The organism is Actinomycetota bacterium, from assembly GCA_036280995.1.
Classification (GTDB): Bacteria; Actinomycetota; CALGFH01; order CALGFH01; family CALGFH01; genus CALGFH01.
The window spans coordinates 1-24,437 of sequence record DASUPQ010000494.1 but is presented as its reverse complement, the minus strand read 5'-3'; the positions used below and the strand labels follow the sequence as shown (position 1 = coordinate 24,437).

The window sequence follows — 24,437 nt, the reverse complement described above, 5'->3', positions numbered from 1 at the left end:
CAACCCCTCGCCCGCGATATCGTCGCCCCATGCGGCCGCCATCCGAACGCCTCGAGCTGCCCGACGCCTGGGGGACCAGCCGGGTGTCGCGGCTGTTCCCCGGCTGCTGGCTGGCCCACGCCGACCTGCACAACCACACCCGGCTGTCGGACGGGGCCGGGGACCCCCGGCTGGCCTTCGCCTCGATGCGGGAGGCGGGCCTGGACGTGGCCGCCCTGACCGACCACAGCCGCTGGGCGTCGCTGTTCCTCGACCGGTTCAAGGCGCCCGGCTGGACCGGGATCGACGGCCGCGCCTGGCGCCAGACGATCGCCCTGGCCGAGGCGGCCAACGCCGACGGGGAGTTCGTGGCCCTGCACGGCTTCGAGTGGTCGCACTATGCCCAGGGCCACATGAACGTCTGGAACGGCCGGAGCTTCACCGACCCGCTGCGCACCGCCCCGACCATGGGCCGGTTCTGGCACTGGCTGGAGGAGCACGGCGACGACGGCCTGATCGGGTTCAACCACCCCGGCACCGGCCGGCTGCGCTTCGCCGGCTTCGGCTACCGGCCGGCCCTGGCGGCACGCCTGGTCAGCCTGGAGCTGTTCAACAAGTTCGAGGACTACCTGCTCAAAGGCACCGACCGCGGGGTGGAGTCGCCGCTCAACCAGTGCCTGAACGCCGGCTGGCGGGTCGGGCTGCTGGGCGTGACCGACGAGCACGGGGCCGACTGGGGCCGCCCGGATGGCAAGGGCCGGGCCGGGCTGTGGGTGCGGGAGCTGACCCGGGCCGGGGTGCTGGAGGCGCTGGCCGCCCGGCGGTTCTTCGCCAGCCGGGTCAAGGGCCTGCGGCTCGACGCCGCCCTGACCTCGCTGGCCGGGGGCGCCGCCGGGGCGGGGGAGCGGGCCCGCATGGGCACCGCCGTGGCCCACCCCGGCGGCCCGGTCCGGATCGAGGTCGACCTGGACCGGGGCGAGGCCTGGCAGGGCCGGCGGCTGTCGCTGCAGGTCCTGCGGCCCGGGGACCGGCTGCCGGCCCTGGCCGGCACCCTGGAGGTCGCTCTCGGCGGCCCCGGCGACCCGGTGACCGCCTTCGAGCTCGACCTCGACCCGGCCGACGGCGACTGGGTGGTCGTGCGGGTCACCGACCCCGCCGAGCCGCCCGACCCGCGGGCCACCGGCGAATTGGCCCGCCTGGGCCGGGCGATCGCCTACGCCAGCCCGTTCTGGCTCGAGCGCCCCTGACCGCCGGAGCGGCCGGCGACGCCGTCGACCAGGTCGGCCACCGAGTCCACGCTACGTGCGCACCGAGCGCGAGCCCGACGACGTGGTGATCGGCGAGACCCGGGAGTACAGCCAGCAGGCGGTCACCCGGATCCGATGAACGGCCGGGCCAGCCGCTTGATGTTGAGCAGGTTGGTGTAGGTGACGTTGTCGGTGGTCGAGTTGCCGCCGAAGGTGCCGCAGCCAAGGGTCAGCGACGGCGTCAGGCCGTTGCCGACGCCGATGCAGCCGTGGGTGGCCGGCCCGTTGACCAGGATGCGGCTGGCCGGGACCTCCTCGGCGAAGCGCTGCTGGAGGGCCTGGTCGCCGGTGTGGATCACGGCCGTGTGGCCGGCCCCCTGGTTGGCCAGCAGCCGCTGGCAGACGGCCAGCCCCTCCTCGGTGCCGGGGACCCGGAACAGCGACAGCAGCGGGGCCAGCTTCTCCCGGCCGAGGGGGCCGTCGACCTGGTCGAGGGCCAGGGGCAGGACCAGCACCCGGACCGGCCGGTCGCGCCCGACCCCGGCCGCGGTGGCGATCGCCTGGGCCGGCTGGCCGAGGGCCTCGCGGCGCAGGTGCCCGTCGCCGGGGTCGAAGACGGCGGCGGCCACCCTGGCCGCCTCCTCCTCCGAGCAGACCGCCGCCCCGGCCGCCTCCAGGGCGGCCAGGAACGGGGTGGCGATGCCGGCGTCGACGACCAGGTTGTCCTCGGAGCCGCAGACGATGCCGTGGTCGAAGGCCTTGCTCTCGACCACCGCGCCGGCCGCCGCCACCGGGTCGGCGTCGGCGCAGACCAGGGCGGGCACGTTGCCCGAGCCAACGCCGATGGCCGGGGTGCCCGAGCTGTAGGCGGCCCGGACCATGGCCGTGCCGCCGGTGGCCAGGATCAGCGCCACCTGGGGGTGGCGCATGAACATGGCCGTCCGGGTGCGGCTGGCCCGCTCGACCGACTGGAGCAGCGCCACCGGCGCCCCGTGGGCGGCCAGCACCTCCCCGATGAGGGTCACGGTGCGGGCGCCGACCCCGGCGGCGGCCGGGTGGTGGCTGACGATCAGGGCGTTGCGGGACTTGAGGCAGATCAGGGTCTTGAAGACCAGGGTGGCCACCGGGTTGGTCATCGGGATCAGGCCGAGCACCACCCCGACGGGGCTGGCGATCTCGGTGACGCCGCGGTCGCCGGGGGGGCGGGGGCCGATCCCGGGGCGGCCCTGGAGGGTCCGGTTCACCTCCAGGCTGGCGAAGCGGTTCTTGAAGGTCTTGTCGGCGACGTTGCCGATCCCCGTCTCGGCCACGGTGGCCGCGGCCAGCGTCCCGGCCTGGCCGGCGACGGCGCCGGCAACGTCGTCCAGCAGCGCCTCCACCCGGTCCTCGGGCCAGCCGGCCAGCTCGGCCTGGGCGGCCGCGGCCCGGGCCACGGCCTCGTCGACGGCCGGGTCGATGTCGGCCGCGAACACGTACTCCTCGAGATGGCCGCGGGTCTCCCGGGCCTTGGCGGCGGCGTCGCGGCCCAGGGCCCGGAGCACGGCCAGCCCGGTCGGCGGGTCGTCGGCGCAGAGCCGCCCCAGGCCGCCCTCGGACAGGACCAGGGCGGTCACCTCGGTGTGGGCGTAGGCGCTGGCCGAGCGGGGCTGGCCGTCGAGCAGGCTGAACTCGCCGCACAGCATGCCCGGCCCCAGGTAGGCGATGACCCCGTCGGAGTCGAAGTCGGGCCGCTCCACCTCGAGGCGGACCTCGCCGCCGGTGATCAGGTAGCACTCGGTGCCCGGAGTCCCCTGGGCCATGATCCGCTGCCCGCCGGCGTAGCGGCGGCGCTCCAGGTAGGGCTCCAGCACCGCCGGGTCGCGCACCCCGAGGGCCGAGCGCTGTGGCTGGACCTGCATGCTGCCCTCCTCCGGAGCGGTCGGGTCGAGCTTGTGCCTCCGGGGTGAGGGAGGCAAGCCCCTGGCGGGTGCCGGACGTCACATCCGCCCGGTGACCGGCGGCACGGCCGCGGCCGGGGCCGCCGGTCATCCTGACCAGGCAAGGGTTGCGAGCGTCACCGCCAGTGAGGAGACCACCATGCGTCACGCTCTCGTCGTCACCCAGCTGATCCACGAGGCCCGCGCCAACGGCCCCCAGGCCCCCGAGCGCCAGCTCGCCGACGCCCCGGCCGCCCTCGACCCCGAGCCCCGGCCCCGCCGCCTGGCCACCCTGTTCCGCCGCGCCCGGGCCCTGGTCGTCCGCCCCACCTGATACCAGGTCGCGCCGGTCCCTCGGCCGTGCCAGGCTGAGGGCATGCTCGCCGCCCGGAACCTCACCGTGGTCCGCGGCCCCCAGGTCGTGCTCGACGGGGTCGACCTGGTCGTCGACGGGACCAGCCGCATCGGGGTGCTGGGCCGCAACGGCGCCGGCAAGTCGACCCTGCTGCGCTGCCTGGCCGGCCGGGAGGCCCCGACCGCCGGGACGGTGGAGCGCTCCCCTCCCGGCCTCACCGTCGGCTACCTGGCCCAGGAGCCCGACCCCCTGGCCGGCGAGACCACCGCCGCCTACCTGCGCCGCCGCACCGGGCTGGCCGTCGCCGAGGAGGCCATGCAGGCCGCCCTGCGGGCCGTCGGCGAGCACCCGGGCCGCCATGAGCTGGAGGCCTACGACGACGCCCTGGCCCGCTTCCTCGCCCTCGGCGGCGACGACCACGACACCCGCGCCCCGCGGGTCCTGGCCGACGTCGGCCTCGACCCCGCCGTCCTCGAGGTCCCCCTGGCCCGGCTGTCGGGCGGCCAGCGGGTCAAGGCCGGGCTGGCCGCCGTCCTGCTCGCCCGCTTCGACGTGCTCCTGCTGGACGAGCCGACCAACAACCTCGACTTCGACGGCCTGGCCCGCCTGGAGCGGTTCCTGGCCGCCGAGGAGCGGCCAGTGGTGCTGGTCAGCCACGACCGGGCCTTCCTGTCCGCCACCACCACCCGGATCGCCGAGCTCGACCTGCACAGCCGCCGCCTGACCGAGTACGGCGGCGGCTACGACGCCTACGTCGAGGAGCGCCGCCGCCGGCGCGAGCAGGCCTACGCCGACTACGACGAGGCCCGGGCCGAGCGGGCCCGGCTGGAGGAGGCGGCCCGCCAGAAGCGGGCGTGGGCGGTCAGCCGCCGGGGCGAGCGCCGCACCGACAACGACAAGGCCCTGGCCGGCCGGCGCAAGGAGCGGGCCACCGCCGGGGCGACCAGGGCCAAGGCGATCGAGCGGCGCCTGGAGCGCCTTGGCGACCCCTCCAAGCCCTGGGAGGGCTGGGACCTGCGCCTGTCGCTGCAGGCCGGCCGGCGCAGCGGCGAGGTCGTGGCCAGCCTGGCCGGGGCCGTGGTCGAGCGGGGCGGCTTCCGGCTGGGCCCGGTCGACCTGGAGCTGCGCTGGCGCGACCGCCTCGCCCTGACCGGCCCCAACGGCGCCGGCAAGTCGACCCTGCTCGGCCTGCTGACCGGTGAGCTGCGCCCGGCCGCGGGCACGGTCCGGCTGGGGTCGGGGGTGGTCGTCGGCCACCTCGGCCAGGACCGCGCCCCGGGCGAGGGGACGCTGCTGGACGCGGTCCGGGAGCGGACCGAGCTGCCGGTCGAGGAGGCGCGGTCGCTGCTGGCCAAGTTCGACCTGGGCGCCGAGCACCTGAGCAGGCCCGAGGCGGCGCTGTCGCCGGGCGAGCGCTCCCGGGCCGGCCTGGCCGTGCTGGTCGCCCTGGGCACCAACCTCCTGCTGCTCGACGAGCCCACCAACCACCTCGACCTGGACGCCATCGAGGAGCTGGAACGGGCCCTGGGGGGCTACGACGGCACCCTGGTGGTGGTCAGCCACGACCGGCGGCTGCTGGCCAACCTGCGCCTGGGCCGGCGCCTCGCGGTGGTCGCGGGCACGGTCGCCGAGGCGCCCCTGCCCGTCGCCGCGCCCGGATAGACTGGGCGGAATGAACCTCTACCGCGAGCAGGGCGTCGTGCTGCGGACCTGGAAGCTCGGCGAGGCCGACCGCATCGTCGTGTTCCTCACCCAGGGCGAGGGCAAGGTCAGGGCGGTCGCCAAGGGGGTGCGCAAGACCAAGTCGCGCTTTGGCGGCCGCCTGGAGCCGTTCAGCCACGTCGACCTGTCGCTGTACCGGGGGCGCGAGCTCGACATCGTCACCCAGGCCGAGGTCATCAGCCCGTTCCGGGCCCTGCGGGAGGACTACGACCGGGTGGTCGCCGGCACGGCCATGCTGGAGGCGGTCGACCAGGTCGCCCAGGAGCGCGAGACCGCCATCCGGCTGTACCTGCTGCTGGTCCGGGCCCTGCGGGCCCTGGACGGCGGCCCCCGCGACCCGTCGGTGGTGCTCGACGCCTTCCTGCTCAAGCTGATGGCCCTTGAGGGCTACCGGCCGGCGCTGGCCGAGTGCGCCGGCTGCGGGGCCAAGGAGCAGCCGCCGCGCTGCTTCTCCATCGCCCGCGGCGGCGGGCTGTGCGAGCGCTGCCGCACCGGCGAGGAGTCGAACCTGGACGCCGCCACCATGCCGCTGCTGGCCGCCCTGCTCGGCGACGACCTGGACACCACCGGGCAGCGCGATCCCGCCCCCGTGTCCCGGCGCGAGGCCGGCGCCCTGGTCAAGGGCTACGTCGAGTACCACCTGGACCGGCGCCTGCGCGCCTACCCGCTGGTGGCCCGCTGATGCCGAGCCGCAACCCGCGGGCGCTGCCGCCCGGCCTCGACCCCAAGGCCGTGCCCGACCACGTGGCCATCGTCATGGACGGCAACGGCCGCTGGGCCGGGGCCAGGGGCCTGCCCCGCAACAAAGGCCACGAGGCGGGGGAGGCGGCCCTGTTCGACACCGTCGAGGGGGCCCTTGACGCCGGGCTGTCCTGGCTGACCGTGTACGCCTTCTCCACCGAGAACTGGCGCCGGCCGGCCTCCGAGGTCCGGTTCCTGATGAACTTCAACGAGTCGCTGCTGGTCCGCCGCTCCCACGAGCTGCACGAGCGCGAGGTCCGGATCCGCTTCATCGGCCGGCGCGACCGCATCCCCGGCCACGTCCGCCGCCGCATCGAGGAGGCCGAGGGCCTCACCGCCGGCGACACCCGCATGACCCTGGCCGTCGCCCTCGACTACGGCGGCCGCGACGAGCTGGCCCGGGCCGTGCAGGCCCTGGCCGCCGAGGTCCGCGAGGGCCGCGGCCCCCGCCGCATCGACGAGCGGGCCATCGCCCGGCACCTCTACGCGTCCGACATGCCGGATGTCGACCTGCTCATCCGCACCTCCAACGAGTACCGGATCTCCAACTTCCTGCTCTGGCAGATCGCCTACGCCGAGCTCCACTTCACCCCGGTGCTGTGGCCCGACTTCAACCGCCAGGAGCTGTTCGACGCCCTCCGGGTCTACCAGGGCCGCCACCGCCGCTTCGGTGCCGTGGCCGACCCCGCCGGCAGGCCCCGGGTCGAGCCCACCAGCGCCCCTCCGCGTTGATCCGGCCGGCCCGGCCCCAGGACCTGGCCCGGCTGGGGCCGCTGTACGAGCAGGCCGGGTTCGGAGCCCGGCTGGCCGGGGTGGTGGGGTTCGCCCGGGCCCGGCTGGACGGCGAGGTCGTGGTCGCCGAGGCCGGGGACGAGCTGGCCGGGGTGGCCGCCGGGGCGGTGTTCGCCGGCACCGGCTGGGTCGGGGGCGTGGCCGTGGCCCCGGCGCACCGCCGGGCCGGGCTGGGCGGCGCCCTCACCGAGGCCATCATCGGGTTCCTGGAGGAGCGGGGCGTCACCAGCGTGCTGCTGCACGCCACCGCCCTGGGGCGGCCCGTCTACGAGCGGCTCGGCTTCGTCCCCGAGACCGCGTATGTGACCCTCAGCGGCCCCACCCTGGCCCGCGCCTCCGGGGCGGCGCCGGGGATCCGGGCCGGACGGGCGGCCGACCTGGAGGCGGTGCTGGCCATCGACCGGGCCGTCACCGGCGAGGACCGCCGGCGGCTGCTGACCGCCCTGTGGCCGGCCGGCGGCCTGGTCGCGGTACGCGACGGCCGGCCGCTCGGCTACCACCTGGCCTCGCCGTGGCGGTCGGGCGGGGCCACCGTCGCCGCCGACCCCGGAACCGGCCTCGCCCTCCTGGACGCCGTCCGGGCCGCGCCCGGGGACCAGGTCGCGCTCTCGGTGCCCGCCGCCAACACCGCGGCCGTCGAGGCCCTTCAGTCGGCCGGCTTCGCCGAGCGCTACCGCACCGTCCGGATGCACCGCGGCCCCCGGGTCGCCTGGGACCCGGCCGCCCTGTTCACCGCCCACAACCTGTTCTGGGGCTGACCCTGGAACCGGCCGCTCCTCTGGGGGATTCCCGGGGCCGGATCTGCGTCCTAGCGGACGTCGACCGCGACCCGGGCCGGGTCGCGGAGCTCGGAGACCCGGAAGCCGCCGCGGTCGGCCACGCCGATCCCGAAGGACACCTGGCCCTCGAAGTCGCCGGCGAAGCGCACCTGGCGCAGGGCCGGGGAGCCGGGCTCGAGGTCGCCGCTGGCGAAGGTGGCCTGGCCGCCGGGGTCGCGGGCCCGGGCCGGCTCGAACACCACGGCCAGGAACGCCTGCCCGTCCAGGGCCAGCCTCCGGCCGGCCTGGTCGGTGACCCGGGACACGTAGCGGACCTGGTAGCCGGGGGCCGCGCCCCGGAAGGTGAACAGCACCCGGTCGTACCCGTCCCGTTCGCTGGTCGCGACCGAGACCAGCTCCGGCGCCGGGCGGCTGGCCCGGTTCCGCTCGACCGGCGCCGTCCGGAACGGCGGCCCCGAGCCCGCCGGCGGCTGGTCGTTCCCATAGCGCGCGTCCCACACCCCGGCCACGAAGGCCACGACCAGCAGCAGGACGACCGCCTTGGCCATGGTCCGCATCGTCGGGTTCCTCCTCGGGCGCCGGTCTCCGTCCCTCCGGCACAGATGGTGACAGCCCCGCCGCTACAATGAGGCGACCATGGCCACCACCCCCGTGCGGCTCGCCGAGGCCGGCAGCGGCTTCCTGCAGCAGGTCGCCCTCGGCCCGCTGCTCAGCCGCTTCGCCGTCGACCAGGTGGGGGCCGAGGAGCGGGCCGCCACCCTGGCCAAGCGGAGCATCAAGAAGGACTCCAAGGTCGCCGCCCTGCGCCTGGCCGTTGCCGTGATGGACCTGACCACCCTCGAGGGGTCGGACACGGTCGGCAAGGTCGAGGCCCTCTGCTCCAAGGCCCGCCGCCCCGACCCGTCCGACCCCGAGGTCCCGCCGGTGGCCGCCGTCTGCGTCTACCCGTCGCTGGTCGCCACCGCCAAGGCGGCCCTTGCCGGGTCGGGGGTCAAGGTCGCCTCGGTCGCCACCGCCTTCCCCAGCGGCCAGGCGTCGCTGGCCGTGCGCCTGGCCGACGTGGCCGAGGCCGTTGAGGCCGGCGCCGACGAGGTCGACATGGTGATCAACCGGGGCGCCTTCCTGGCCGGCCGCCACCAGGAGGTGTTCGAGGAGATCGTGGTCGTCAAGGAGGCCTGCGGCCAGGCTCATCTCAAGGTGATCCTGGAGACGGGCGAGCTCGGCACCCTCGACAACGTCCGCCGGGCCAGCGTCCTGGCCATGGCCGCCGGGGCCGACTTCATCAAGACCTCCACCGGCAAGATCCAGCCGGCCGCCACCCTCCCGGTGGCCCTGGTCATGCTGGAGGCGATCCGCGACTTCCACGACCGCACCGGCCGCATGGTCGGCATGAAGCCGGCCGGCGGCGTCCGCACGGCCAAGCAGGCCATCCAGCACCTGGTCCTGGTCAACGAGACCCTCGGCCCCGACTGGCTCACCCCCGACTGGTTCCGCCTCGGCGCCTCCAGCCTCCTCAACGACTGCCTCATGCAGCTGGCCAAGGAACGCACCGGCCGCTACCAGTCGGGCGACTACTTCACCAAGGACTAGGGGTTCGGGGGGCTCAAGGAGCGAAGCGGTAGCCCCCGATCAACAAGGGAGCGCCATGGCAGAGCAGCTGGAACGGCGGACCGATCGGGCGCCGGCCCGGTTCGGGGGGCTCGACTACGCGCCCGCGCCCGAGGCGACCGACCACGTCAAGCTGCGGGCCGACCACGGGCTGCTGATCGGCGGGCGGTGGGTCGAGCCGCTGTCCGAGCGGCGCTTCAAGACCATCAACCCGGCCACCGAGGAGGTCCTGGCCGAGGTCTCCGAGGCCGGCGAGGAGGACGTGGACGCGGCCGTCAAGGCGGCCCGGGCCGCCTACACCAAGGTGTGGTCGCGGATGCCGGGGGCGGAGCGGGCCAAGTACCTCTACCGGATCGCGCGGGTCCTGCAGGAACGGGCGCGGGAGTTCGCCGTGCTGGAGACCATGAACGGCGGCAAGCCGATCAAGGAGTCCCGCGACGTCGACGTGCCCCTGGCCGCGGCCCACTTCTTCTACCACGCCGGCTGGGCCGACAAGCTCGACTACGCCTTCCCCGGCCGCCGCCCGGCCCCGCTCGGGGTCGCCGCCCAGGTCATCCCCTGGAACTTCCCCCTGCTGATGGCCGCCTGGAAGCTCGCCCCGGCCCTGGCCGCCGGCAACACCGTCGTCCTCAAGCCGGCCGAGACGACCCCGCTGACCGCCCTGCGCCTGGGCGAGGTCCTCCTGGAGGCCGAGCTGCCCGAGGGCGTGGTCAACATCCTCACCGGCGCCGGGGCGACCGGGGCGGCCGTGGTCGGCCACGCCGGCGTCGACAAGGTCGCCTTCACCGGCTCGACCGAGGTCGGCAAGGCGATCCAGCGCACCCTGGCCGGGTCGGGCAAGAGGCTCACCCTGGAGCTGGGCGGCAAGGCGGCCAACATCGTGTTCGAGGACGCCCCGCTCGACCAGGCGGTCGAGGGGATCGTCAACGGCATCTACTTCAACCAGGGCCACGTGTGCTGCGCCGGGTCGCGCCTGCTGGTCCAGGAGTCGATCGCCGAGCCGCTGGTCGACAAGCTGAAGCGGCGCATGGCGACCCTGCGGGTCGGCGACCCGCTGGACAAGAACACCGACGTCGGGGCCATCAACTCCCGCGCCCAGCTGGACAAGATCACCGAGCTGGTCGCCTCCGGCGAGGCCGACGGCGCCCAGGCCTGGCAGGCCCCCTGCGAGCTGCCCCAGCGCGGCTTCTGGTTCCGCCCCACCGTGTTCACCCACGTCGCCCAGTCCTACCGGATCGCCCAGGAGGAGATCTTCGGGCCGGTCCTGTCGGTGCTGACCTTCCGCACCCCCGACGAGGCGGTGGAGAAGGCCAACAACACCCCCTACGGACTGTCGGCCGGGGTCTGGACCGACAAGGGCAGCCGCATCCTCGACCTGGCCAACCGCATGCGGGCCGGGGTCGTGTGGGCCAACACCTTCAACCGCTTCGACCCCACCTCGCCCTTCGGCGGCTACCGCGAGTCCGGCTTCGGCCGCGAGGGCGGCCGCCACGGCCTGGCCGCCTACCTCGACCTGTCCTAGCCGCCCTCGGCCGTCCCCCGTGATCCAGGTGCGGTGCGCCGCACACTGGGTAGTAGGCCACTCGGCCTTCGCGGGAGACCTGGATCGCGGGATCCCAGCGATCTACTCTGGGGGCTTGGATGACACCGTTCCGGAGGCTGTCCTGGTGTTGCCTGCGGCTGGTTTCTCCCGACTCCCGACACCGCTGACCCCGAAGCTGTGACGGTCCTCTGGCCGTCTTGAGAGGTCCGGGCTGTATGGCTCGACGCCAACTCGTCCTGCTGGCCGTCTGGCTGCTGCTTGCCGTGCTGCTCACGCCCGCCGCCGGGCTCGGGGTCGCATCGCGGGCGTCGGCGGGGAGCCAGGCCCAAGCGACGGTCACGGTCATGGCCGCCGGCGACATCTCTCCCGACCCCAGCGCCAGCAAGGACAACGACGTCGCCACCAGCGACCTCATCCTGGACGCCGACCCGACCGCCGTGCTCACCCTCGGCGACCACCAGTATCCCAGGGGGGAGCTGGCCGACTTCGGCAGCCGGTCCGGCTACGCCGGGTCGTGGGGACGGTTCAAGGCCAGGACCCACCCCTCGCCGGGGAACCATGACTACAGCGACCCGGCCGGCGGGGCGGCCGGCTACTTCGGCTACTTCGGCCGGCTGGCCGGTGATCCCGCCAAGGGCTACTACTCGTTCGACCTGGGCGCCTGGCACCTCATCGCGCTCAACTCCAACTGCGGGGCTGCGGGCGCGCCGTCCTGCGATCAGGACTCTGCCCAGGTCAGGTGGCTGCAGGCCGACCTGGAGGGCAACGCCAAGCGGTGCACGCTGGCCTATTGGCATCACCCGCGGTACACCGACCCGGCCGGGCACCGGGACGACCCGCGGACCCAGTACTTCTGGAACGCCTTGTATGCCGCCCACGCCGATCTGGTGCTCGCCGGCCACAACCACGTCTATCAGCGCTTCGGCCCGCTGCATCCCCTCGGCCAGCTGATGGACTACGGCGCCGGGGTCCGGGCGTTCGTCGTCGGTACCGGGGGCAACAGCCTGTACCGCTTCTCGACGCCGCCGCGGGCAGGCTCCCGCTACCGCGACGATGATCACTACGGGGTGCTCCGGCTGACGCTGTCTCCGACCTCTTGGTCGTCGGCGTTTCACCGTACCGACGGTCAGGTCGTCGACCCGGCCACGGCCGGCTGCTGGCAATAGCGGCGATCCCCAAGCTTGGCCGCTGGGGCCTGAATCAGCGCGGCAACGGCGGCTCATCATGTCGACGGACACCGACCTCAGGGCAGCGCCGAGATTGAGGATCGCCGGGCGTGAGGTTGCGGTGTCACTATCTGCGGGTCGAGGACTACCGTGGGATGGTCGACCCGAGGGACGACACGACCCGTGCACGGGATGGTGGAGGCGGCGGTGGGCGAGGGCGAACGGCTGGACGTGCGCAAGACCTACAAGCTGTACATCGGGGGGAAGTTCCCACGGACCGAGTCGGGGCGGTCGTACCTGGTCGTGGACGACAAGGGCAAGCCGTGGGCGAACGCCTGCCGGGGGTCGCGCAAGGACGTGCGGGACGCGGTGCAGGCGGCCCGCAAGGCGGCGCCCGGGTGGAGCGGGGCGACCGCGTACAACCGGGGGCAGATCCTGTACCGGGTGGCGGAGATGCTGGAGGGGCGGCGCGAGCAGTTCGTCGACCAGGTGGCGCGGGCCGAGGGGGTGACCCGGCGGGTCGCCGCCGAGGCGGTGGACAAGGCGGTCGACCGGTGGGTGTGGTACGCCGGGTGGGCCGACAAGCTGGCCCAGGTGTTCGGGTCGGCCAACCCGGTCGCCGGGCCCTATTTCAACTTCTCGGTGCCCGAGCCGACCGGGGTGGTCGGGGTGGTCGCGCCGGCCGGGTCGTCGCTGCTCGGGCTGGTGTCGCGGCTGGCCCCGGTGATCGTGTCCGGCAACACCGCCGTGGTGGTCGCCTCCGAGACCCGGCCGCTGCCCGCCATCACCCTGGCCGAGGTCCTGGCCACCAGCGACCTCCCCGGCGGGGTGGTGAACCTGCTCACCGGCTTCGCCGCCGAGCTGGTCGGCCCCCTGGCCGCCCACCAGGACGTCAACGCCCTCGACCTGGCCGGGCTCGACCTCGCCCTGTACCGCGAGACCGAGCTGGCCGCGGCCGAGAACGTCAAGCGGGTCGTTCCGCCGGTGAAGCTGTCGGCCCGCGACTGGCTGTCGGACGCCAAGGGCCAGGACCCCTACTGGATCGCCGCCTTCCTCGAGATCAAGACCGTCTGGCACCCGGTCGGGGTGTAGGTTCCGCCGGATGGTCCCGATCGCGGTCTCGCTCTCCGGGCGGGCGTCCGTGGTCATGGCCGGCGCCGAACGGCCGTACGCCCGTACCCAGGTGTCGTAATTCGGATCACCCGGAACGCGGCCGCCGGGTAGCATTGCGGGACATCAGCACCCACCCAACCGCCGGCGAAGCCATCGCCGGCGGCAGACAGGGAGGCTCAGCCAGTGCCCAGCGACCCGATGGACGCGATCGTCAACCTGGCCAAACGCCGTGGTTTCGCCTTCCAGTCGAGCGAGATCTACGGCGGGATCCGCTCGAGCTACGACTACGGTCCGCTCGGGGTCGAGCTGAAGAACAACATCAAGCGGGCCTGGTGGCGCTCGATCGTGCAGCTGCGTGACGACGTCGTCGGCCAGGACGCGGCCATCATCATGGCCCCCCGGGTCTGGGAGGCGTCGGGCCACCTGGAGTCGTTCTCCGACCCGCTGGTCGAGTGCACCAACTGCCACCAGCGCTTCCGCGAGGACCACCTGATCGAGGCGTTCGAGGCCAAGCACGGCCGCGCGCCCGAGCGGGGCGAGGTCAAGTGCCCCAACTGCGGCAGCGGGCCGTTCACCGACCCCCGCAACTTCAACCTGATGTTCAAGACCTTCATGGGCCCGGTCGAGGACGCCTCGGCCGTGGTCTGGCTGCGGCCCGAGACGGCCCAGGGGATCTTCGTCGACTTCCCCATCATCCAGCAGGTCAGCCGCAAGAAGATCCCGTTCGGGATCGCCCAGATCGGGAAGGCGTTCCGCAACGAGATCACCCCGGGGAACTTCATCTTCCGGACCCGGGAGTTCGAGCAGATGGAGCTCGAGTTCTTCGTCGAGCCCGGCAGCGACCAGGAATGGCACCAGCGCTGGATCGACATGCGCCGGGACTGGTACCTGGACCTGGGGCTGCGCGAGGAGAACGTGCGCCTGCGCGAGCACGGCCCCGAGGAGCTGGCCCACTACGCCAAGCGGGCCGTCGACATCGAGTACAAGTTCCCCTTCGGCTGGTCGGAACTGGAGGGGATCGCCAACCGGGCCGACTTCGACCTGTCCCAGCACCAGAAGTTCTCCGGCCAGGACCTCTCCTACCACGACCAGGAGACCGACACCCGCTACATCCCGTACGTGGTCGAGCCGTCGGCCGGGGCCGACCGCTCGGCCCTGGCCTTCCTGGTCGACGCCCACCGGGAGGAGGAGGCGCCGACCGCCTCGGGCGGGACCGAGAAGCGCACCGTGCTGCGCTTCGACCCCCGCCTGGCCCCGATCAAGGTGGCGGTGCTGCCCCTGTCGCGCAACGAGCAGCTCAACCCGATGGCCCGCGAGGTCGCGGCGCCGCTGCGGGAGCGCTGGATGATCGACTACGACGACGCCCGCTCGATCGGCCGCCGCTACCGCCGCCAGGACGAGATCGGGACGCCGTTCTGCGTGACCGTGGACTTCGACTCGCTCCAGGACCGGGCGGTCACGGTCCGGGACCGCGACACCATGACCCAGGACCGGGTGGGGGTCGACCGGCTCGTCGGCTACCTGGAGGAGCGGCTGCCCAGGTAGCGGGAGATGGCCGTCCTCGCCGTCGTCGCCACCGGCCCGGGCGCGGCCGCGGCCGGGTTCTCCGGGGAGGGCGCGCCGCCCGCCCCGGACCCCTCCCGCCGGCCGGCCCTCGACCCGCTCGACCTCGCCCTGGTCAGGGGCGAGGCCGTGTTCGAGGCCCTGCGGGTGTACGCCGGCCGGCCGTTCCGGCTCCGCGTCCACCTGGACCGCCTGGCCGCCTCGGCCCGGGCGGTCGAGCTGCCCCTCCCCGGCGGCCTGGAGGAGCTGGCCGCCCAGGCGGTCGCCGCCGCCGGCCCCGGCGACACCGACGTCGTCCTCCGCCTCATCTGCACCAAGGGACCGGAGGGGTCCGGCCCCGGGGAGGGCGGGCCGGCGGCGTTCGCCATCTGCACCGACGTCCCGGCCTCGTTCGAGCAGGAGCGGCGCCGCGGGCTCCGGCTGGTGCTGCTCACCACCGCGACCGACCCGCTGGTCAGGGCGGCGTCGCCCTGGCTGCTGCCCGGGGTCAAGACGATCTCCTACGCGGTCAACATGGCCGCCCAGCGGGCGGCCAGGGCCCGCGGCGGCGACGACGCCGTCCTGGTCGGGCTGGGCGGCGAGCTGCTGGAGGCGCCGACGGCCAGCCTGTGGTGGCGGACCGGCCACACCCTCCACACCCCGACCCTCGACCTGGGCATCCTGGCCGGCATCACCCGGGCCGTGCTCTCCGACCTGGCCCCCGGCCTCGGCCTCAAGGTCGTGGAGGGCGTCTACACCGCCGAAGACCTGGCCGCCGCCGACGAGGCGTTCCTGTCCAGCTCGACCCGCGAGGTCATGCCCGTGGTCGAGGTCGACGGCGCCCCGGTCGCCGACGGCCACCCCGGCCCGGCGGCCACCGACCTCCAGGCCGCCCTCCGCCACCTGGCCGCCATCGACCCCGCCTGAGCCGGCGCCGGCGGGCGACCCGGCGCGATCGGACGTGGGGTCGTACCGTGGGCCCATGGGGTTGGGGTGGGAACGGGCGCCGTCGGGGTGGCGGTGGCTGGTCGTGGGTGGGGCGGTGGCCGTGCTGGTGGCGCTGCCCGGGCTGGTGGGGGCGGTGCCGGCGCGGGACCGGCCGGTGGCGGCGGGCGAGCTGCTGGAGCGGGTCCTGGGGTCGGCGGGAGTCGCCTACCAGGGGTATGCGGAGGCGCGGGCCGGGCTGGGACTGCCCGACGTGCCGCGGGCCGGGCGGGTGGTGGCCCTGCTGGGGGAGACGACCCGGATGCGGGCGTGGGTGGCCGGGCGCGAGGTGTGGCGGGTGGACGAGCTCACCCCGGTGGGCGAGCGCGACCTGTACCACGACCGCTGGGGGACCTGGCTGTGGGACTCGGGGGAGCGGCGGGCCGTGGCCACCAGGGGTGAGGCGCCGGTGCGGTTCGCCCGGCCGGCCGACCTGCTCCCGCCCGAGCTGGGGCGGCGGGTCGCCGCCGCCGCCGCGGCCGGCGAGGTGACCAGGCTGGGGGCGCGGCGGGTGGCCGGCGTCCACGCCCTCGGGCTGCGGGTCGTGCCCCGCGCGGCCGGGACCACCCTGTCCCGGGCCGAGCTGTGGGCCGACCCGGCCAGCGGGCTGCCGGTGCGGGTCGAGCTGACCGCCCGAGGGCAGGCCGAGCCGATCGTCACCACCGCCTTCCTCGACCTGCGGCTGGGCCCGCCCGACCCGGCGCACGTCCGCTTCGCCGTGCCCGGCGACGCCGACGTCCGGAGCGACGAGGCGCCCGACCTTGCCCGGGCCGTCGACCGCTTCTCGCCGTTCGTGCTGCCCGACCGGGTGGGCGGCCGGCTCCGCCGCACCCAGGTGGGCGGGGCCGCCGCGACCTACGGGAAGGGGTTCGAGCTGGTGGCCGCGCTCGCCTTCCCGGCCCGGTTCTCGCCCCGGACGCGCGCGTTCCTGGAGCGGGCGCCGACCCGCACCGGGCCGTGGGGGGAGGCCAGCGTGATCGCGACCCCGCTGCTCAACGGCATGGTCTTCGAGCACGGTGGGGTCGCCTACGCGCTCGCCGGGACCGTCACCCCGCCGGTCCTCGAGCAGGTGGCGGCCGACCTGGCCCGCGAGGGGGCGGCGCCGCGGTGATCCGCACCGAGGGCCTGACCAAGCGCTTCGGCGGGCTGGTGGCCGTCGACGGCCTCGACCTGGACGTGCGCGAGGGCGACCTGTTCGGGTTCCTCGGGCCCAACGGGTCGGGCAAGACGACCACCGTGCGCATGCTGCTCGGGCTGGTGTTCGCCACCTCGGGCACGATCGAGCTGCTGGGCCGGCCCATGCCGAGGGCCGCCCGCGAGGTCCTGCCCCAGGTCGGGTCGCTGGTCGAGGGGCCGGCGTTCTACCCGCACCTGTCCGGCCGGGCCAACCTGGCCCTGTTCGACGCCGCCGGGCCCCCGATGCTCCGGGGGACCACCCCGGGTGGAGACCGGGGGGACCGGCGGCGGCGGGTCGGCGAGGCGCTGGAGCGGGTCGGGCTGGGCGGGGTCGGGCGCAGGCCGGTCAGGGCCTGGTCGACCGGGATGCGCCAGCGGCTGGGGCTGGCCGCGGCCCTGCTGCGGGCGCCGCGGCTGCTGGTGCTGGACGAGCCGACCAACGGCCTCGACCCCCACGGCATGCGCGAGGTCCGGGACCTGCTGGTCGAGCTGGTCGCGGGCGGGGCCACGGTGTTCCTCTCCAGCCACCTGCTGGCCGAGGTCGAGCTGGTCTGCACCCGGGCGGCGATCGTCGACCGGGGCCGGCTGGTCGCCCAGGACCGGGTCGAGGCGCTGCTCGGGCCGACCGGGCGGGTGCTGGTCAGCACGCCCGACGTGGGCGCCGCGGCCGACCTGGCGGCCGGGCTGCCCGGGGTGCGGCTGGGGGAGCGCCGGCCCGGCCGGCTGGCCGTCCACCTCGACGGCACCGCCCCCGAGACCCTCAACCGGCGGCTGGTCGACGGCGGGGTCCGGGTCCGGGAGCTGGTCGTGGAGCGGCCCACCCTGGAGGAGGTCTTCCTCCGCCTCACCGGCGCCCTCGGCAGGCCCGGCCGCGACCGGGGGGAGGAGCCCGGTGTTCCGGGTTGAGCTGCGCAAGCTGGTCGGGCGGCCCCGGACCTGGGTGACCATCGGGCTGCTGGCCGGGCTGCCCACCCTGGTGGCGGTGCTGCTGCGGGTCACCGGGGTCGGGCCGCGACCCGGGGAGGGGCCGGCCTTCCTGGCCCAGGTGCTCGGCAACGGCGCCCTGTTCCCGGCGGCCGCCCTGGCCCTGGTCCTGCCCGTGTTCCTGCCGGTGGCGGTGGCGGTGCTGGCCGGCGACGCCGTGGCCGGCGAGGCCAGCGCCGGCACCCTGCGCTACCTGCTGGTCCGGCCGGTGGGGCGGACCCGGCTGCTGGTCGCCAAGCTGGCCGTCACGGTCGTGTTCGTGTTCCTGGCCGTGCTGGTGGTGGCGGCGGTGGCCTTCGCCGTCGGGGCGTGGCTGTTCGGGGTCGAGCCGCTGCCGTCGGTGTCGGGCCAGACGATCGCCGCCCAGGACGCCACCTGGCGGACCGCCGTCACCGTCGCCTACGTCGCCTGGTCGATGCTGGGGGTGGCGGCGGTGGCCCTGTTCGCCTCCACCGTCACCGACTCGCCCCTGGCCGCCGCCCTCGGCGCCCTGGCCGCGCTGGTCACCTCCCAGGTCCTCGACCTGCTCGACGCGGCCGCGGCGATCAAGCCCTACCTGCCCACCCACTACTGGCTCGCCTTCGTCGACCTGTTCCGCAGCCCGGTGCTGTGGCGCGACGTCAACCGTGGGTTCGCCGTCCAGGCGCTCTACATCGCCGTGTTCCTCGGCGCCGCCTGGGCCAACTTCGCCACCAAGGACATCAAGAGCTAGCCTTCCTTGACGAACGAGGAGGACGACCATGCGAACCCCGGCCAGCCCGCCCATGCGGAGCCACAACCCGGCCCTCCGGGACGACGTCTTCACCGCCACCCGCCTCGACGGGGGCGGCACCATGACCGTCCAGGGAACGGTCAACAAGACCGCCCTGCTGCTGGTGCTGGCCGTGGCCACGGCCACCGCCAGCTGGGTGCTGGGCACGAGCGGCGGGTCGGGGGTGGCCGGGTGGGTCCTGGTGGCCAGCCTGGCCGGGCTCGGGGTGGCCATCGCCACCATCGTCCGGCCCCGCTGGTCGCCGGTCACCGCGCCGATCTACGCCCTGGTCGAGGGAGTGGTCCTCGGGGTGGTGTCGATGTGGTTCGAGGCCGAGTTCCCCGGCATCGCCATCCAGGCGGTGGCCCTCACCTTCGGGGTCATGGGGGCCATGCTGGTCCTCTACACGACCCGGGTGATCAAGGTCACCCAGCGGTTCCGGACCGGTGTCATCGCCGCCACCCTGGCCATCGCCGGCGTCTACCTGGTGGCGTTCCTGCTCGGCCTGTTCGGGGTGCGGGTGCCGTTCCTCTACGACGCCAGCCCCCTGGGGATCCTCATCAGCCTGGCCATCGTGGCCGTGGCCGCCCTCAACCTGGTGCTCGACTTCGACCTGATCGAGCGCGGGGCCCGCTCGGGCGCCCCCGCCTACATGGAGTGGTACGCCGCCTTCGGGCTGCTGGTCACCCTGGTCTGGCTGTACCTGGAGCTGCTCCGCCTGCTCGGCCGGCTGCGCCGCTGAGCGCCGCCGGGCCGTTCACACGTGCCCGGCGACCAGGCGGCCGTCCTGGACCACGGCGGCGATCCGGTCGCCGATGGTGGCCAGCTCGAACGGGTCGCCGTCGACCACGACCACGTCGGCCCGCTTGCCCGGCTCCAGGGTGCCGAGCTCGCCGGCCACCCCCAGCAGCTCGGCCGCCGAGGAGGTGGCGGCGGCCAGCGCCGCCGCCGGGGACATGCCGCCCTTGGCCATCAGCTCCAGCTCGGCCAGGTTGCGGCCGTGCGGGGTGACGCCGCTGTCGGTGCCAAGGGCCACCTTGACCCCGGCGGCGACGGCCCGGCGGAAGGAGTCGGCGTGGGCCTCGACGACCTCGGCCGCCTTGCGCCGGGCCGAGTCCGGGATGGGCACGCCGGCCTCGGCCGCGGCCAGCACCCCTCTGGGCGCGACCAGGGTCGGGACCAGCCAGGCGTCCCGCGCCAGCAGCAGCTCGATCGCCTCGTCGTCCAGGTAGATGCCGTGCTCGATGGAGCGGACCCCGGCCCGCAGGGCCGCCTTGATGCCGTCGCTGCCCTGGGCGTGGGCCATCACCCAGCGGCCGGCGGCGGCCGCCTCGGTGACCAGGGCGGTCAGCTCGTCCTCGCGGAAGTGGGCGTGGCGGGGGTCGTCGGTGGGGGACAGGACGCCGCCGCTGGTCGCCACCTTGATCACGTCGGCGCCGGCCCGGACCAGCTCGCGGACCTTGCGCCGCATGGCCTCGGGCCCGTCGACCAGGTTCTCGGGCATCCCCGGGTAGTGCGGCCACAGTCCCAGGTGCTGGCCCGACGGGTACCAGCTGTCGCCGTGGCCGCCGGTCTGGCTGAGCAGGGTCACCGAGATCTGCAGGCGGGGGCCGGGGACGAGCTTGTCGGCGACCGCCCGCTTGACCCCGGCGTCGGCCCCGGCGGCGTCGCGGACCGTCGTGATCCCGGCCTTCAGGGTTGCCGCCAAATTCCTTACGGTCTCGAAGAAGCGGTAGGAGAACGGCTGCTGGAGGATGCCCATCAGGTCGATGCTGGTCAGGGTGACATGGGTGTGGCAGTCGAACAGCCCCGGCAGGAGGTGGCGGCCGCCGACGTCGACCGCGTCGTCGCCGTCCAGCCCGGGCCCGACCTCCAGGATGTGGTCGCCCTCGACCAGCACGTCGGCCTCGCGGGGCGGAGCGCCGGTGCCGTCGAACACCCGCCCGCCGGTCAGCAGCGTCCTGGTCACGGACGCGGGAAGCCGTCCTCGCGCTGGCGGGCCCGCTCGGGGGCCAGGAGGTAGTCGGTGAGGCCGACCACGTTGCCCCAGGGGTCGGCGACCTCGACCAGCCAGCCGGTGCGGAGCTCGCGGGGCTCACCGAGCAAGGTCACCCCGGCCGCGGCAAGGGCCTTGCCGGCCGCCCGGGCGTCCGGCACCTCCAGCCACAGCCGCGGCGACGACCGGGGCGGCCCCGGAGGCACGTCGCCGGCCCGGACGACCAGGCCGGCCTCCTCGTCGCCCAGCCGGAAGCCGACCACCCCGGCGTCGGGGAAGTCGAACTTCACCCCGAGGCCGAGCCGGCCGGCGTAGAAGCCCTTGGCGACCTCCAGGTCGCCGACGTCGAGCAGGACGTTGTCCAGTCCGAGCACGGTGATCTCGCTCACAGCACGCCATGAAAGCGGCACCGGGGTGACCCGTCAAGGTGGCCCCAGCTTGACAATTGCCCCCAGGAGCAGGCATCAAGATGGGCGCGGGCGGTCTTCCCCCTGCCGCCCAGGGAGGTCGGTACCGGTGCCACCTGACCCCTACGAGCGTCTCCAGGCGGCCAGGACGGCCGTCAAGGCGTTGAAGGACGAGCGGTCCACGCTGATGGTCCGCCTGACCGAGCTCGCCCACGGCAGCGACGAGGAGGCCCTGGTCGAGGCCTCGATGCGGCTGGACGCCCTGCCCGTGGAGCTGCTCCGGGCCGAGCTCAAGCTGGCCCGGGCCGACCGCCAGGCGGCCAGGGCCACCCTCCAGGCGGCCGAGGCCAGCCTGGCCAGGGCCCTGGCCAACGTCCGCGACGTCAAGCCGCTGCCCGACGCCACCGTCAAGGAGAAGCTGGAGCGGGCGGCCACCGACGGCGCCGAGGCGCCGGAGGCGGCCGAGGGCGACCAGGACGAGGACAGCCCGGAGGAGACGCCCGGCCTGGCCGACCCGGCCAAGGACCGCCGCGGCGCCGACGAGCAGTGGGTGCGCGAGTGCCGGCTGGCCGTCGAGCGGGCCGAGCAGCGGGTCCGGGCGCTGGAGGCGGCCGTCGCCGAGGCGGGCCGCCACGAGCCGGACGAGCCCGCCCACCGGGCCTTCGCCAAGCGCACCGCCGAAGCCAGGGGCGCCATCGACCAGGCCCGGACGGCCAACGGCCAGGCCGACCTCGACCTCATCCACGCCACCGAGCTGGCCAAGGTCGCCCTCGACGGGCTGCTGGCGGCGCGGGCCGGGGCCGACTGGCGGGCCCTGGAGCACGCCCGCCAGGCCCGCGCCGACGCGGCCGCCGCCGTCGGCCCCGCCTGGGAGGCCCTGCGCTGCGCCGGCCTGCGCATCGCCCGGGCCGAGTACGAGCTCGACCGCCTGGTCGAGGAGTGGCTCGCCGCCCGTCCCTAGCCCGCCCCGGCTTCGCCCGGCCCTGTGGACAGCCCCGCGCACCCTCGTGCCGGTCGGCTACCCGCCCGGACGGGGCCCAACGCCGAACGGCGAGGGTGCAGCGCGCCCGTCAGTCCAGCCGAACGTCGAAGTGGCGGCCCAGCGAACGGCGCGGTGGCGGCGGCCGTCAGCCGCTGCCCTGGTCACCCTCGGGGGGGCCGAACGGCTCGATCCTGGGGTTGCTGAACACGCCCTCGACCTGGTCGGCGCCGGCCACGCGGGCGGCCGCCGCCTCCTCGACCAGGATGGTGTAGAGGTGCTCGGCCGGGCTGATGTTGACCACCCCGAACGCCGGGTCGACCTCCTCGGGGGCCAGGCCGAGCAGGCGCCGCACCTCGGGCAGCGACGCCTGCTCCGGCTCCAGCCGGAGGGTCACCATCACCTTGGCCATGTCACCGCCGCGACGACGCGGCCCGGCGGCGGCTGGACCGCTTGACGCCGGTGAGGACGGCGGCCAGGGCGGTGCCGTCGACCACCCCCCAGCCGAAGTCGTGGTCGAAGCCGGTCCCGCCCAGGTCCTCGGCCGTCTTGAACAGCAGGGCCCGCAGCTCGGCCGGGGACAGCACCGACGACGGGTACTTCTCGCGGACGGCCGCCACCACCCCGGCCGCGACCGGGCAGGCGGCCGAGGTGCCGCCGTCGGCCGGGTACACCCCCGAGCCGCGGAAGTGGGTGTAGGCGGACAGGTCGGGCTTGTCGGCGTCGAGCCGGCCCGGGCCCTGGGAGGAGTAGCCGACCCGGCGCTTGCGGGTGTCGACCCCGGCGACCGACAGGACGCTCGGGTGGGAGTTGGCCCCGCAGATGGGCCGGGCGGTGCCGAACCGGCAACGGCCGTCGGGGCAGTCCCGGCCGCAGTTGCCGGCCGCGAACAGGATGTCCGCCCCGGCCGACTCCAGGCTGGCCACGATCACGTTGAACGGGTGGGCCGGGTTGCCGGAGTAGTTGCCGGGGTGGCCGACAGGGAAGTCCCAGGCAGGGTCGAACATCCCCCAGCTGTTGTTGACCACCAGGCGCCGGCTGCCGGCCGGCATCGCCTGGATGCTGGCCAGCAGCCGCGAGTAGGACAGCACGGCGTCCGACAGCAGCCCCGACATGGCCGTCTCGCCGGGGGTCTCCGACAGCAGCAGGGCGTGGTCGAGCAGGGTCGCCTTGGGGGCGGCGATGCCGACGTCATAGGCGCACATGGTGCCGTGGCCGACCGGGTGCTGGCCCGGCCGGGTCGCCGCCCCCGCCGGGGTCCAGCTGCGCTGGCGGGAGAACTTCGGGTCGCGGCCCTTGGACTCCAGGTGGGCCAGGTTGATGCCGGTGTCGACGATCGCCACCGGCACCCGGTAGCCGTCCAGGCCGGCGTCGGCCAGCGCCTTGACCCCGAGCAGGTCGGCCACGTCCTGGTCGCTGCCGACCGCCGGGGCGCCCGGGCAGACCAGGCAGGTCGAGATCACCGGGTCGGCGAAGACCCCGACGACCTCGGGCCGGGCGGTGGCCTCGGCCAGGACGGCCTGCTGCTCGTCCGGGTCGTCGGGCACGGTGCCCCTGACCAGGTAGGTGGCCTCCTCGGGGGCCATCGAGAAGCTGACCGCGGGCGAGTACCGGTAGGGGCTGGCCCCCGGCTCGTCCGCATGCGGGGTCGGCACCTGCACCGGGTTGTAGGCCGGGTCGATGATCAGTCCGGGGATGGGCGCGGCGGTGGTGGCGGCGAAGTCCGGCATCGCCTCCCCGCGCAGGGTTGCGGCGTGCACCGACGGCGAGGACCGGAACTGGACGAGAACGCGCATGGCCTTCCCCTTCCCAGCGGCGTGGGTACCTTCAGCACGCTAGGCCGGCAGGGCAAGCACGTCAACGGATCCGCGGGCTCGAGGCGCCGGCGGCCCGCAGGGCGGCGCAGTCACCCGCCCCCGGCGGGTCGGGCAGCGTCCCGGCCAGCGCCTCGGTGACCAGGCCGAGGGCGAGCGGGTCGGCGACCAGGCCGCCGTGGCCCAGGCGGGCCGAGGCGCACACGTCCTGGACCCGGATGTTGGCCGCCCCGTCCAGGGCGGCCGTGGCCGGCGGGGTGACCGTCTGGTCCAGCGCCGTCCAGATGCTGAAGAACTCCGGCCCCGGCGGCGTCTCGTCGCCCCGGTTCAGCTCGGCCAGCAGCGCGGAGCCGGGGACGAGCTGGGCGCAGGCGCCGGCGCACAGGCCCGGGTCGAAGGCGGCCGCCGCCCCGGCCAGCTCGGTGCCGTGGTTGGGCGTGCCCAGCAGCACCACCCGGCGGGCCCGCAGGGCCCGGGCCGGGTCGGCCAGCAGGACCCGGACCACCACCCCGCCGGCCGAGAAGCCGACCAGGTCGACCCGGGCCGCCCCGGTCCGGTCGACCGCCGCCGCCAGCACCCGGGCCGAGGCGCGCAGGTCGCCGGTGCCCCGGTCGGGCAGCCCGACCACCACCACCTCGCGCCCGGCCGACCGCAGCCGCGCCGCCAGGGTGCCCAGCGACGCCGGGGTGCCGTTGTAGCCCGGCACCAGCAGCACCGGGACCTCGGCGGCCCGGGCCAGCTCGGGCCGGGCCCGGCGCCCGGCCACCAGGGCCACGGCCGCGGCCAGCCCCACGACCACGGCCACGGCGACCGCGGCGAGCAGCAGCCGCCGCCGCGGGCTCA

General features: G+C 75.1%; 24 protein-coding genes. 17 read left to right on the top strand and 7 right to left on the bottom strand.

Annotated elements, in window-relative coordinates; all coding sequences use genetic code 11:
• Positions 1-29: 29 nt before the first annotated feature.
• Positions 30-1,226 (top strand): CehA/McbA family metallohydrolase, encoded by a 1,197-nt coding sequence (locus VF468_16675; protein ID HEX5879927.1) that lies wholly within the window; start codon positions 30-32, stop codon positions 1,224-1,226.
• A gap of 122 nt (positions 1,227-1,348) precedes the next feature.
• On the opposite strand, the gene VF468_16670 is transcribed toward VF468_16675, so the two are convergent.
• Positions 1,349-3,124 (bottom strand): aldehyde dehydrogenase family protein, encoded by a 1,776-nt coding sequence (locus VF468_16670; GenBank protein ID HEX5879926.1) that lies wholly within the window; start codon positions 3,122-3,124, stop codon positions 1,349-1,351.
• A gap of 178 nt (positions 3,125-3,302) precedes the next feature.
• Between VF468_16670 and VF468_16665 the strand changes: the two genes are divergently transcribed.
• From VF468_16665 to VF468_16645, 5 genes are read left to right on the top strand one after another with little or no spacing between them, the layout of a single operon-like run.
• Complete coding sequence (locus VF468_16665) at positions 3,303-3,476, top strand: hypothetical protein (protein ID HEX5879925.1); 174 nt, start codon at positions 3,303-3,305, stop codon at positions 3,474-3,476.
• A gap of 42 nt (positions 3,477-3,518) precedes the next feature.
• Entirely contained in the window at positions 3,519-5,159 is a 1,641-nt protein-coding gene (locus VF468_16660) for an ABC-F family ATP-binding cassette domain-containing protein (protein ID HEX5879924.1), read from the top strand.
• 10 nt (positions 5,160-5,169) lie between these two features.
• Positions 5,170-5,901, top strand: coding sequence for a DNA repair protein RecO (gene recO / locus VF468_16655; GenBank protein ID HEX5879923.1), 732 nt, complete (start codon positions 5,170-5,172; stop codon positions 5,899-5,901).
• Complete coding sequence (gene uppS, locus VF468_16650) at positions 5,901-6,692, top strand: polyprenyl diphosphate synthase (GenBank protein HEX5879922.1); 792 nt, start codon at positions 5,901-5,903, stop codon at positions 6,690-6,692. Before recO ends, uppS begins: the two co-directional genes overlap by 1 nt.
• A complete protein-coding gene (locus VF468_16645) occupies positions 6,689-7,510 on the top strand; it encodes a GNAT family N-acetyltransferase (GenBank protein HEX5879921.1) in 822 nt (273 codons plus the stop codon). Before uppS ends, VF468_16645 begins: the two co-directional genes overlap by 4 nt.
• Before the next feature lie 50 nt (positions 7,511-7,560).
• On the opposite strand, the gene VF468_16640 is transcribed toward VF468_16645, so the two are convergent.
• The gene (locus VF468_16640) at positions 7,561-8,088 is read right to left on the bottom strand and encodes a hypothetical protein (GenBank protein HEX5879920.1); all 528 of its coding nucleotides are present in this window, start codon (positions 8,086-8,088) and stop codon (positions 7,561-7,563) included.
• Positions 8,089-8,167: 79 nt separating this feature from the next.
• On the opposite strand from VF468_16640, the gene deoC reads away from it, so the two are divergent.
• From deoC to VF468_16590, 10 genes are all read left to right on the top strand, one after another.
• Complete coding sequence (deoC, locus tag VF468_16635) at positions 8,168-9,121, top strand: deoxyribose-phosphate aldolase (protein HEX5879919.1); 954 nt, start codon at positions 8,168-8,170, stop codon at positions 9,119-9,121.
• 55 nt (positions 9,122-9,176) lie between these two features.
• Complete coding sequence (locus tag VF468_16630; protein ID HEX5879918.1) at positions 9,177-10,661, top strand: aldehyde dehydrogenase family protein; 1,485 nt, start codon at positions 9,177-9,179, stop codon at positions 10,659-10,661.
• A 236-nt stretch (positions 10,662-10,897) separates the two neighbouring features.
• Positions 10,898-11,848, top strand: coding sequence for a metallophosphoesterase (locus VF468_16625; GenBank protein ID HEX5879917.1), 951 nt, complete (start codon positions 10,898-10,900; stop codon positions 11,846-11,848).
• A 192-nt stretch (positions 11,849-12,040) separates the two neighbouring features.
• Positions 12,041-12,940, top strand: coding sequence for an aldehyde dehydrogenase family protein (locus VF468_16620; protein HEX5879916.1), 900 nt, complete (start codon positions 12,041-12,043; stop codon positions 12,938-12,940).
• A gap of 219 nt (positions 12,941-13,159) precedes the next feature.
• Positions 13,160-14,506: a glycine--tRNA ligase gene (locus VF468_16615; GenBank protein HEX5879915.1), complete on the top strand. Its 1,347-nt coding sequence runs from the start codon at positions 13,160-13,162 to the stop codon at positions 14,504-14,506.
• Between the two features lie 6 nt (positions 14,507-14,512).
• The gene (locus tag VF468_16610) at positions 14,513-15,430 is read left to right on the top strand and encodes an aminotransferase class IV (GenBank protein HEX5879914.1); all 918 of its coding nucleotides are present in this window, start codon (positions 14,513-14,515) and stop codon (positions 15,428-15,430) included.
• 55 nt (positions 15,431-15,485) lie between these two features.
• Positions 15,486-16,598 (top strand): sigma-E factor regulatory protein RseB domain-containing protein, encoded by a 1,113-nt coding sequence (locus VF468_16605; GenBank protein HEX5879913.1) that lies wholly within the window; start codon positions 15,486-15,488, stop codon positions 16,596-16,598.
• The gene (locus tag VF468_16600) at positions 16,595-17,569 is read left to right on the top strand and encodes an ABC transporter ATP-binding protein (protein HEX5879912.1); all 975 of its coding nucleotides are present in this window, start codon (positions 16,595-16,597) and stop codon (positions 17,567-17,569) included. Before VF468_16605 ends, VF468_16600 begins: the two co-directional genes overlap by 4 nt.
• On the top strand, positions 17,556-18,359 hold the full coding sequence (locus tag VF468_16595; protein ID HEX5879911.1) for an ABC transporter permease: 804 nt from the start codon (positions 17,556-17,558) through the stop codon (positions 18,357-18,359). Before VF468_16600 ends, VF468_16595 begins: the two co-directional genes overlap by 14 nt.
• A 28-nt stretch (positions 18,360-18,387) precedes the next feature.
• Positions 18,388-19,140, top strand: coding sequence for a Bax inhibitor-1/YccA family protein (locus VF468_16590; GenBank protein ID HEX5879910.1), 753 nt, complete (start codon positions 18,388-18,390; stop codon positions 19,138-19,140).
• Between the two features lie 15 nt (positions 19,141-19,155).
• Here the strand turns inward: VF468_16590 and VF468_16585 are convergent, their stop codons facing one another.
• Positions 19,156-20,367, bottom strand: a complete 1,212-nt coding sequence (locus tag VF468_16585) for an amidohydrolase family protein (protein ID HEX5879909.1) — start codon at positions 20,365-20,367, stop codon at positions 19,156-19,158.
• Positions 20,364-20,783 (bottom strand): VOC family protein, encoded by a 420-nt coding sequence (locus VF468_16580; GenBank protein HEX5879908.1) that lies wholly within the window; start codon positions 20,781-20,783, stop codon positions 20,364-20,366. Before VF468_16580 ends, VF468_16585 begins: the two co-directional genes overlap by 4 nt.
• A gap of 127 nt (positions 20,784-20,910) precedes the next feature.
• Here VF468_16580 and VF468_16575 point away from each other — a divergent pair, with 127 nt between their 5' ends.
• On the top strand, positions 20,911-21,762 hold the full coding sequence (locus VF468_16575) for a hypothetical protein (GenBank protein ID HEX5879907.1): 852 nt from the start codon (positions 20,911-20,913) through the stop codon (positions 21,760-21,762).
• A 166-nt stretch (positions 21,763-21,928) separates the two neighbouring features.
• Here VF468_16575 and VF468_16570 read toward each other — a convergent pair whose 3' ends face one another.
• The 3 genes from VF468_16570 to VF468_16560 all read right to left on the bottom strand — a co-directional run.
• Complete coding sequence (locus VF468_16570; GenBank protein ID HEX5879906.1) at positions 21,929-22,192, bottom strand: hypothetical protein; 264 nt, start codon at positions 22,190-22,192, stop codon at positions 21,929-21,931.
• Between the two features lies 1 nt (position 22,193).
• On the bottom strand, positions 22,194-23,576 hold the full coding sequence (locus VF468_16565; GenBank protein HEX5879905.1) for a S8 family serine peptidase: 1,383 nt from the start codon (positions 23,574-23,576) through the stop codon (positions 22,194-22,196).
• A gap of 61 nt (positions 23,577-23,637) precedes the next feature.
• A partial coding sequence (locus VF468_16560) for a lipase (GenBank protein HEX5879904.1) occupies positions 23,638-24,437 on the bottom strand: 800 nt, incomplete at its 5' end.

Excerpts from the sequence above, each read along its gene's own strand:
- VF468_16605 (HEX5879913.1), top strand. The coding sequence starts at position 15,486 with ATGGGGTTGGGGTGGGAACGGGCGCCGTCGGGGTGGCGGTGGCTGGTC.
- VF468_16675 (HEX5879927.1), top strand. The coding sequence starts at position 30 with ATGCGGCCGCCATCCGAACGCCTCGAGCTGCCCGACGCCTGGGGGACC.
- VF468_16660 (HEX5879924.1), top strand. The coding sequence starts at position 3,519 with ATGCTCGCCGCCCGGAACCTCACCGTGGTCCGCGGCCCCCAGGTCGTG.
- VF468_16620 (HEX5879916.1), top strand. The coding sequence starts at position 12,041 with ATGGTGGAGGCGGCGGTGGGCGAGGGCGAACGGCTGGACGTGCGCAAG.
- VF468_16630 (HEX5879918.1), top strand. The coding sequence starts at position 9,177 with ATGGCAGAGCAGCTGGAACGGCGGACCGATCGGGCGCCGGCCCGGTTC.
- VF468_16640 (HEX5879920.1), bottom strand. The coding sequence starts at position 8,088 with ATGCGGACCATGGCCAAGGCGGTCGTCCTGCTGCTGGTCGTGGCCTTC.
- uppS (HEX5879922.1), top strand. The coding sequence starts at position 5,901 with ATGCCGAGCCGCAACCCGCGGGCGCTGCCGCCCGGCCTCGACCCCAAG.
- VF468_16565 (HEX5879905.1), bottom strand. The coding sequence starts at position 23,576 with ATGCGCGTTCTCGTCCAGTTCCGGTCCTCGCCGTCGGTGCACGCCGCA.
- VF468_16570 (HEX5879906.1), bottom strand. The coding sequence starts at position 22,192 with ATGGCCAAGGTGATGGTGACCCTCCGGCTGGAGCCGGAGCAGGCGTCG.
- VF468_16665 (HEX5879925.1), top strand. The coding sequence starts at position 3,303 with ATGCGTCACGCTCTCGTCGTCACCCAGCTGATCCACGAGGCCCGCGCC.
- VF468_16670 (HEX5879926.1), bottom strand. The coding sequence starts at position 3,124 with ATGCAGGTCCAGCCACAGCGCTCGGCCCTCGGGGTGCGCGACCCGGCG.
- VF468_16610 (HEX5879914.1), top strand. The coding sequence starts at position 14,513 with ATGGCCGTCCTCGCCGTCGTCGCCACCGGCCCGGGCGCGGCCGCGGCC.
- recO (HEX5879923.1), top strand. The coding sequence starts at position 5,170 with ATGAACCTCTACCGCGAGCAGGGCGTCGTGCTGCGGACCTGGAAGCTC.
- VF468_16590 (HEX5879910.1), top strand. The coding sequence starts at position 18,388 with ATGCGAACCCCGGCCAGCCCGCCCATGCGGAGCCACAACCCGGCCCTC.
- VF468_16615 (HEX5879915.1), top strand. The coding sequence starts at position 13,160 with ATGGACGCGATCGTCAACCTGGCCAAACGCCGTGGTTTCGCCTTCCAG.
- VF468_16625 (HEX5879917.1), top strand. The coding sequence starts at position 10,898 with ATGGCTCGACGCCAACTCGTCCTGCTGGCCGTCTGGCTGCTGCTTGCC.
- deoC (HEX5879919.1), top strand. The coding sequence starts at position 8,168 with ATGGCCACCACCCCCGTGCGGCTCGCCGAGGCCGGCAGCGGCTTCCTG.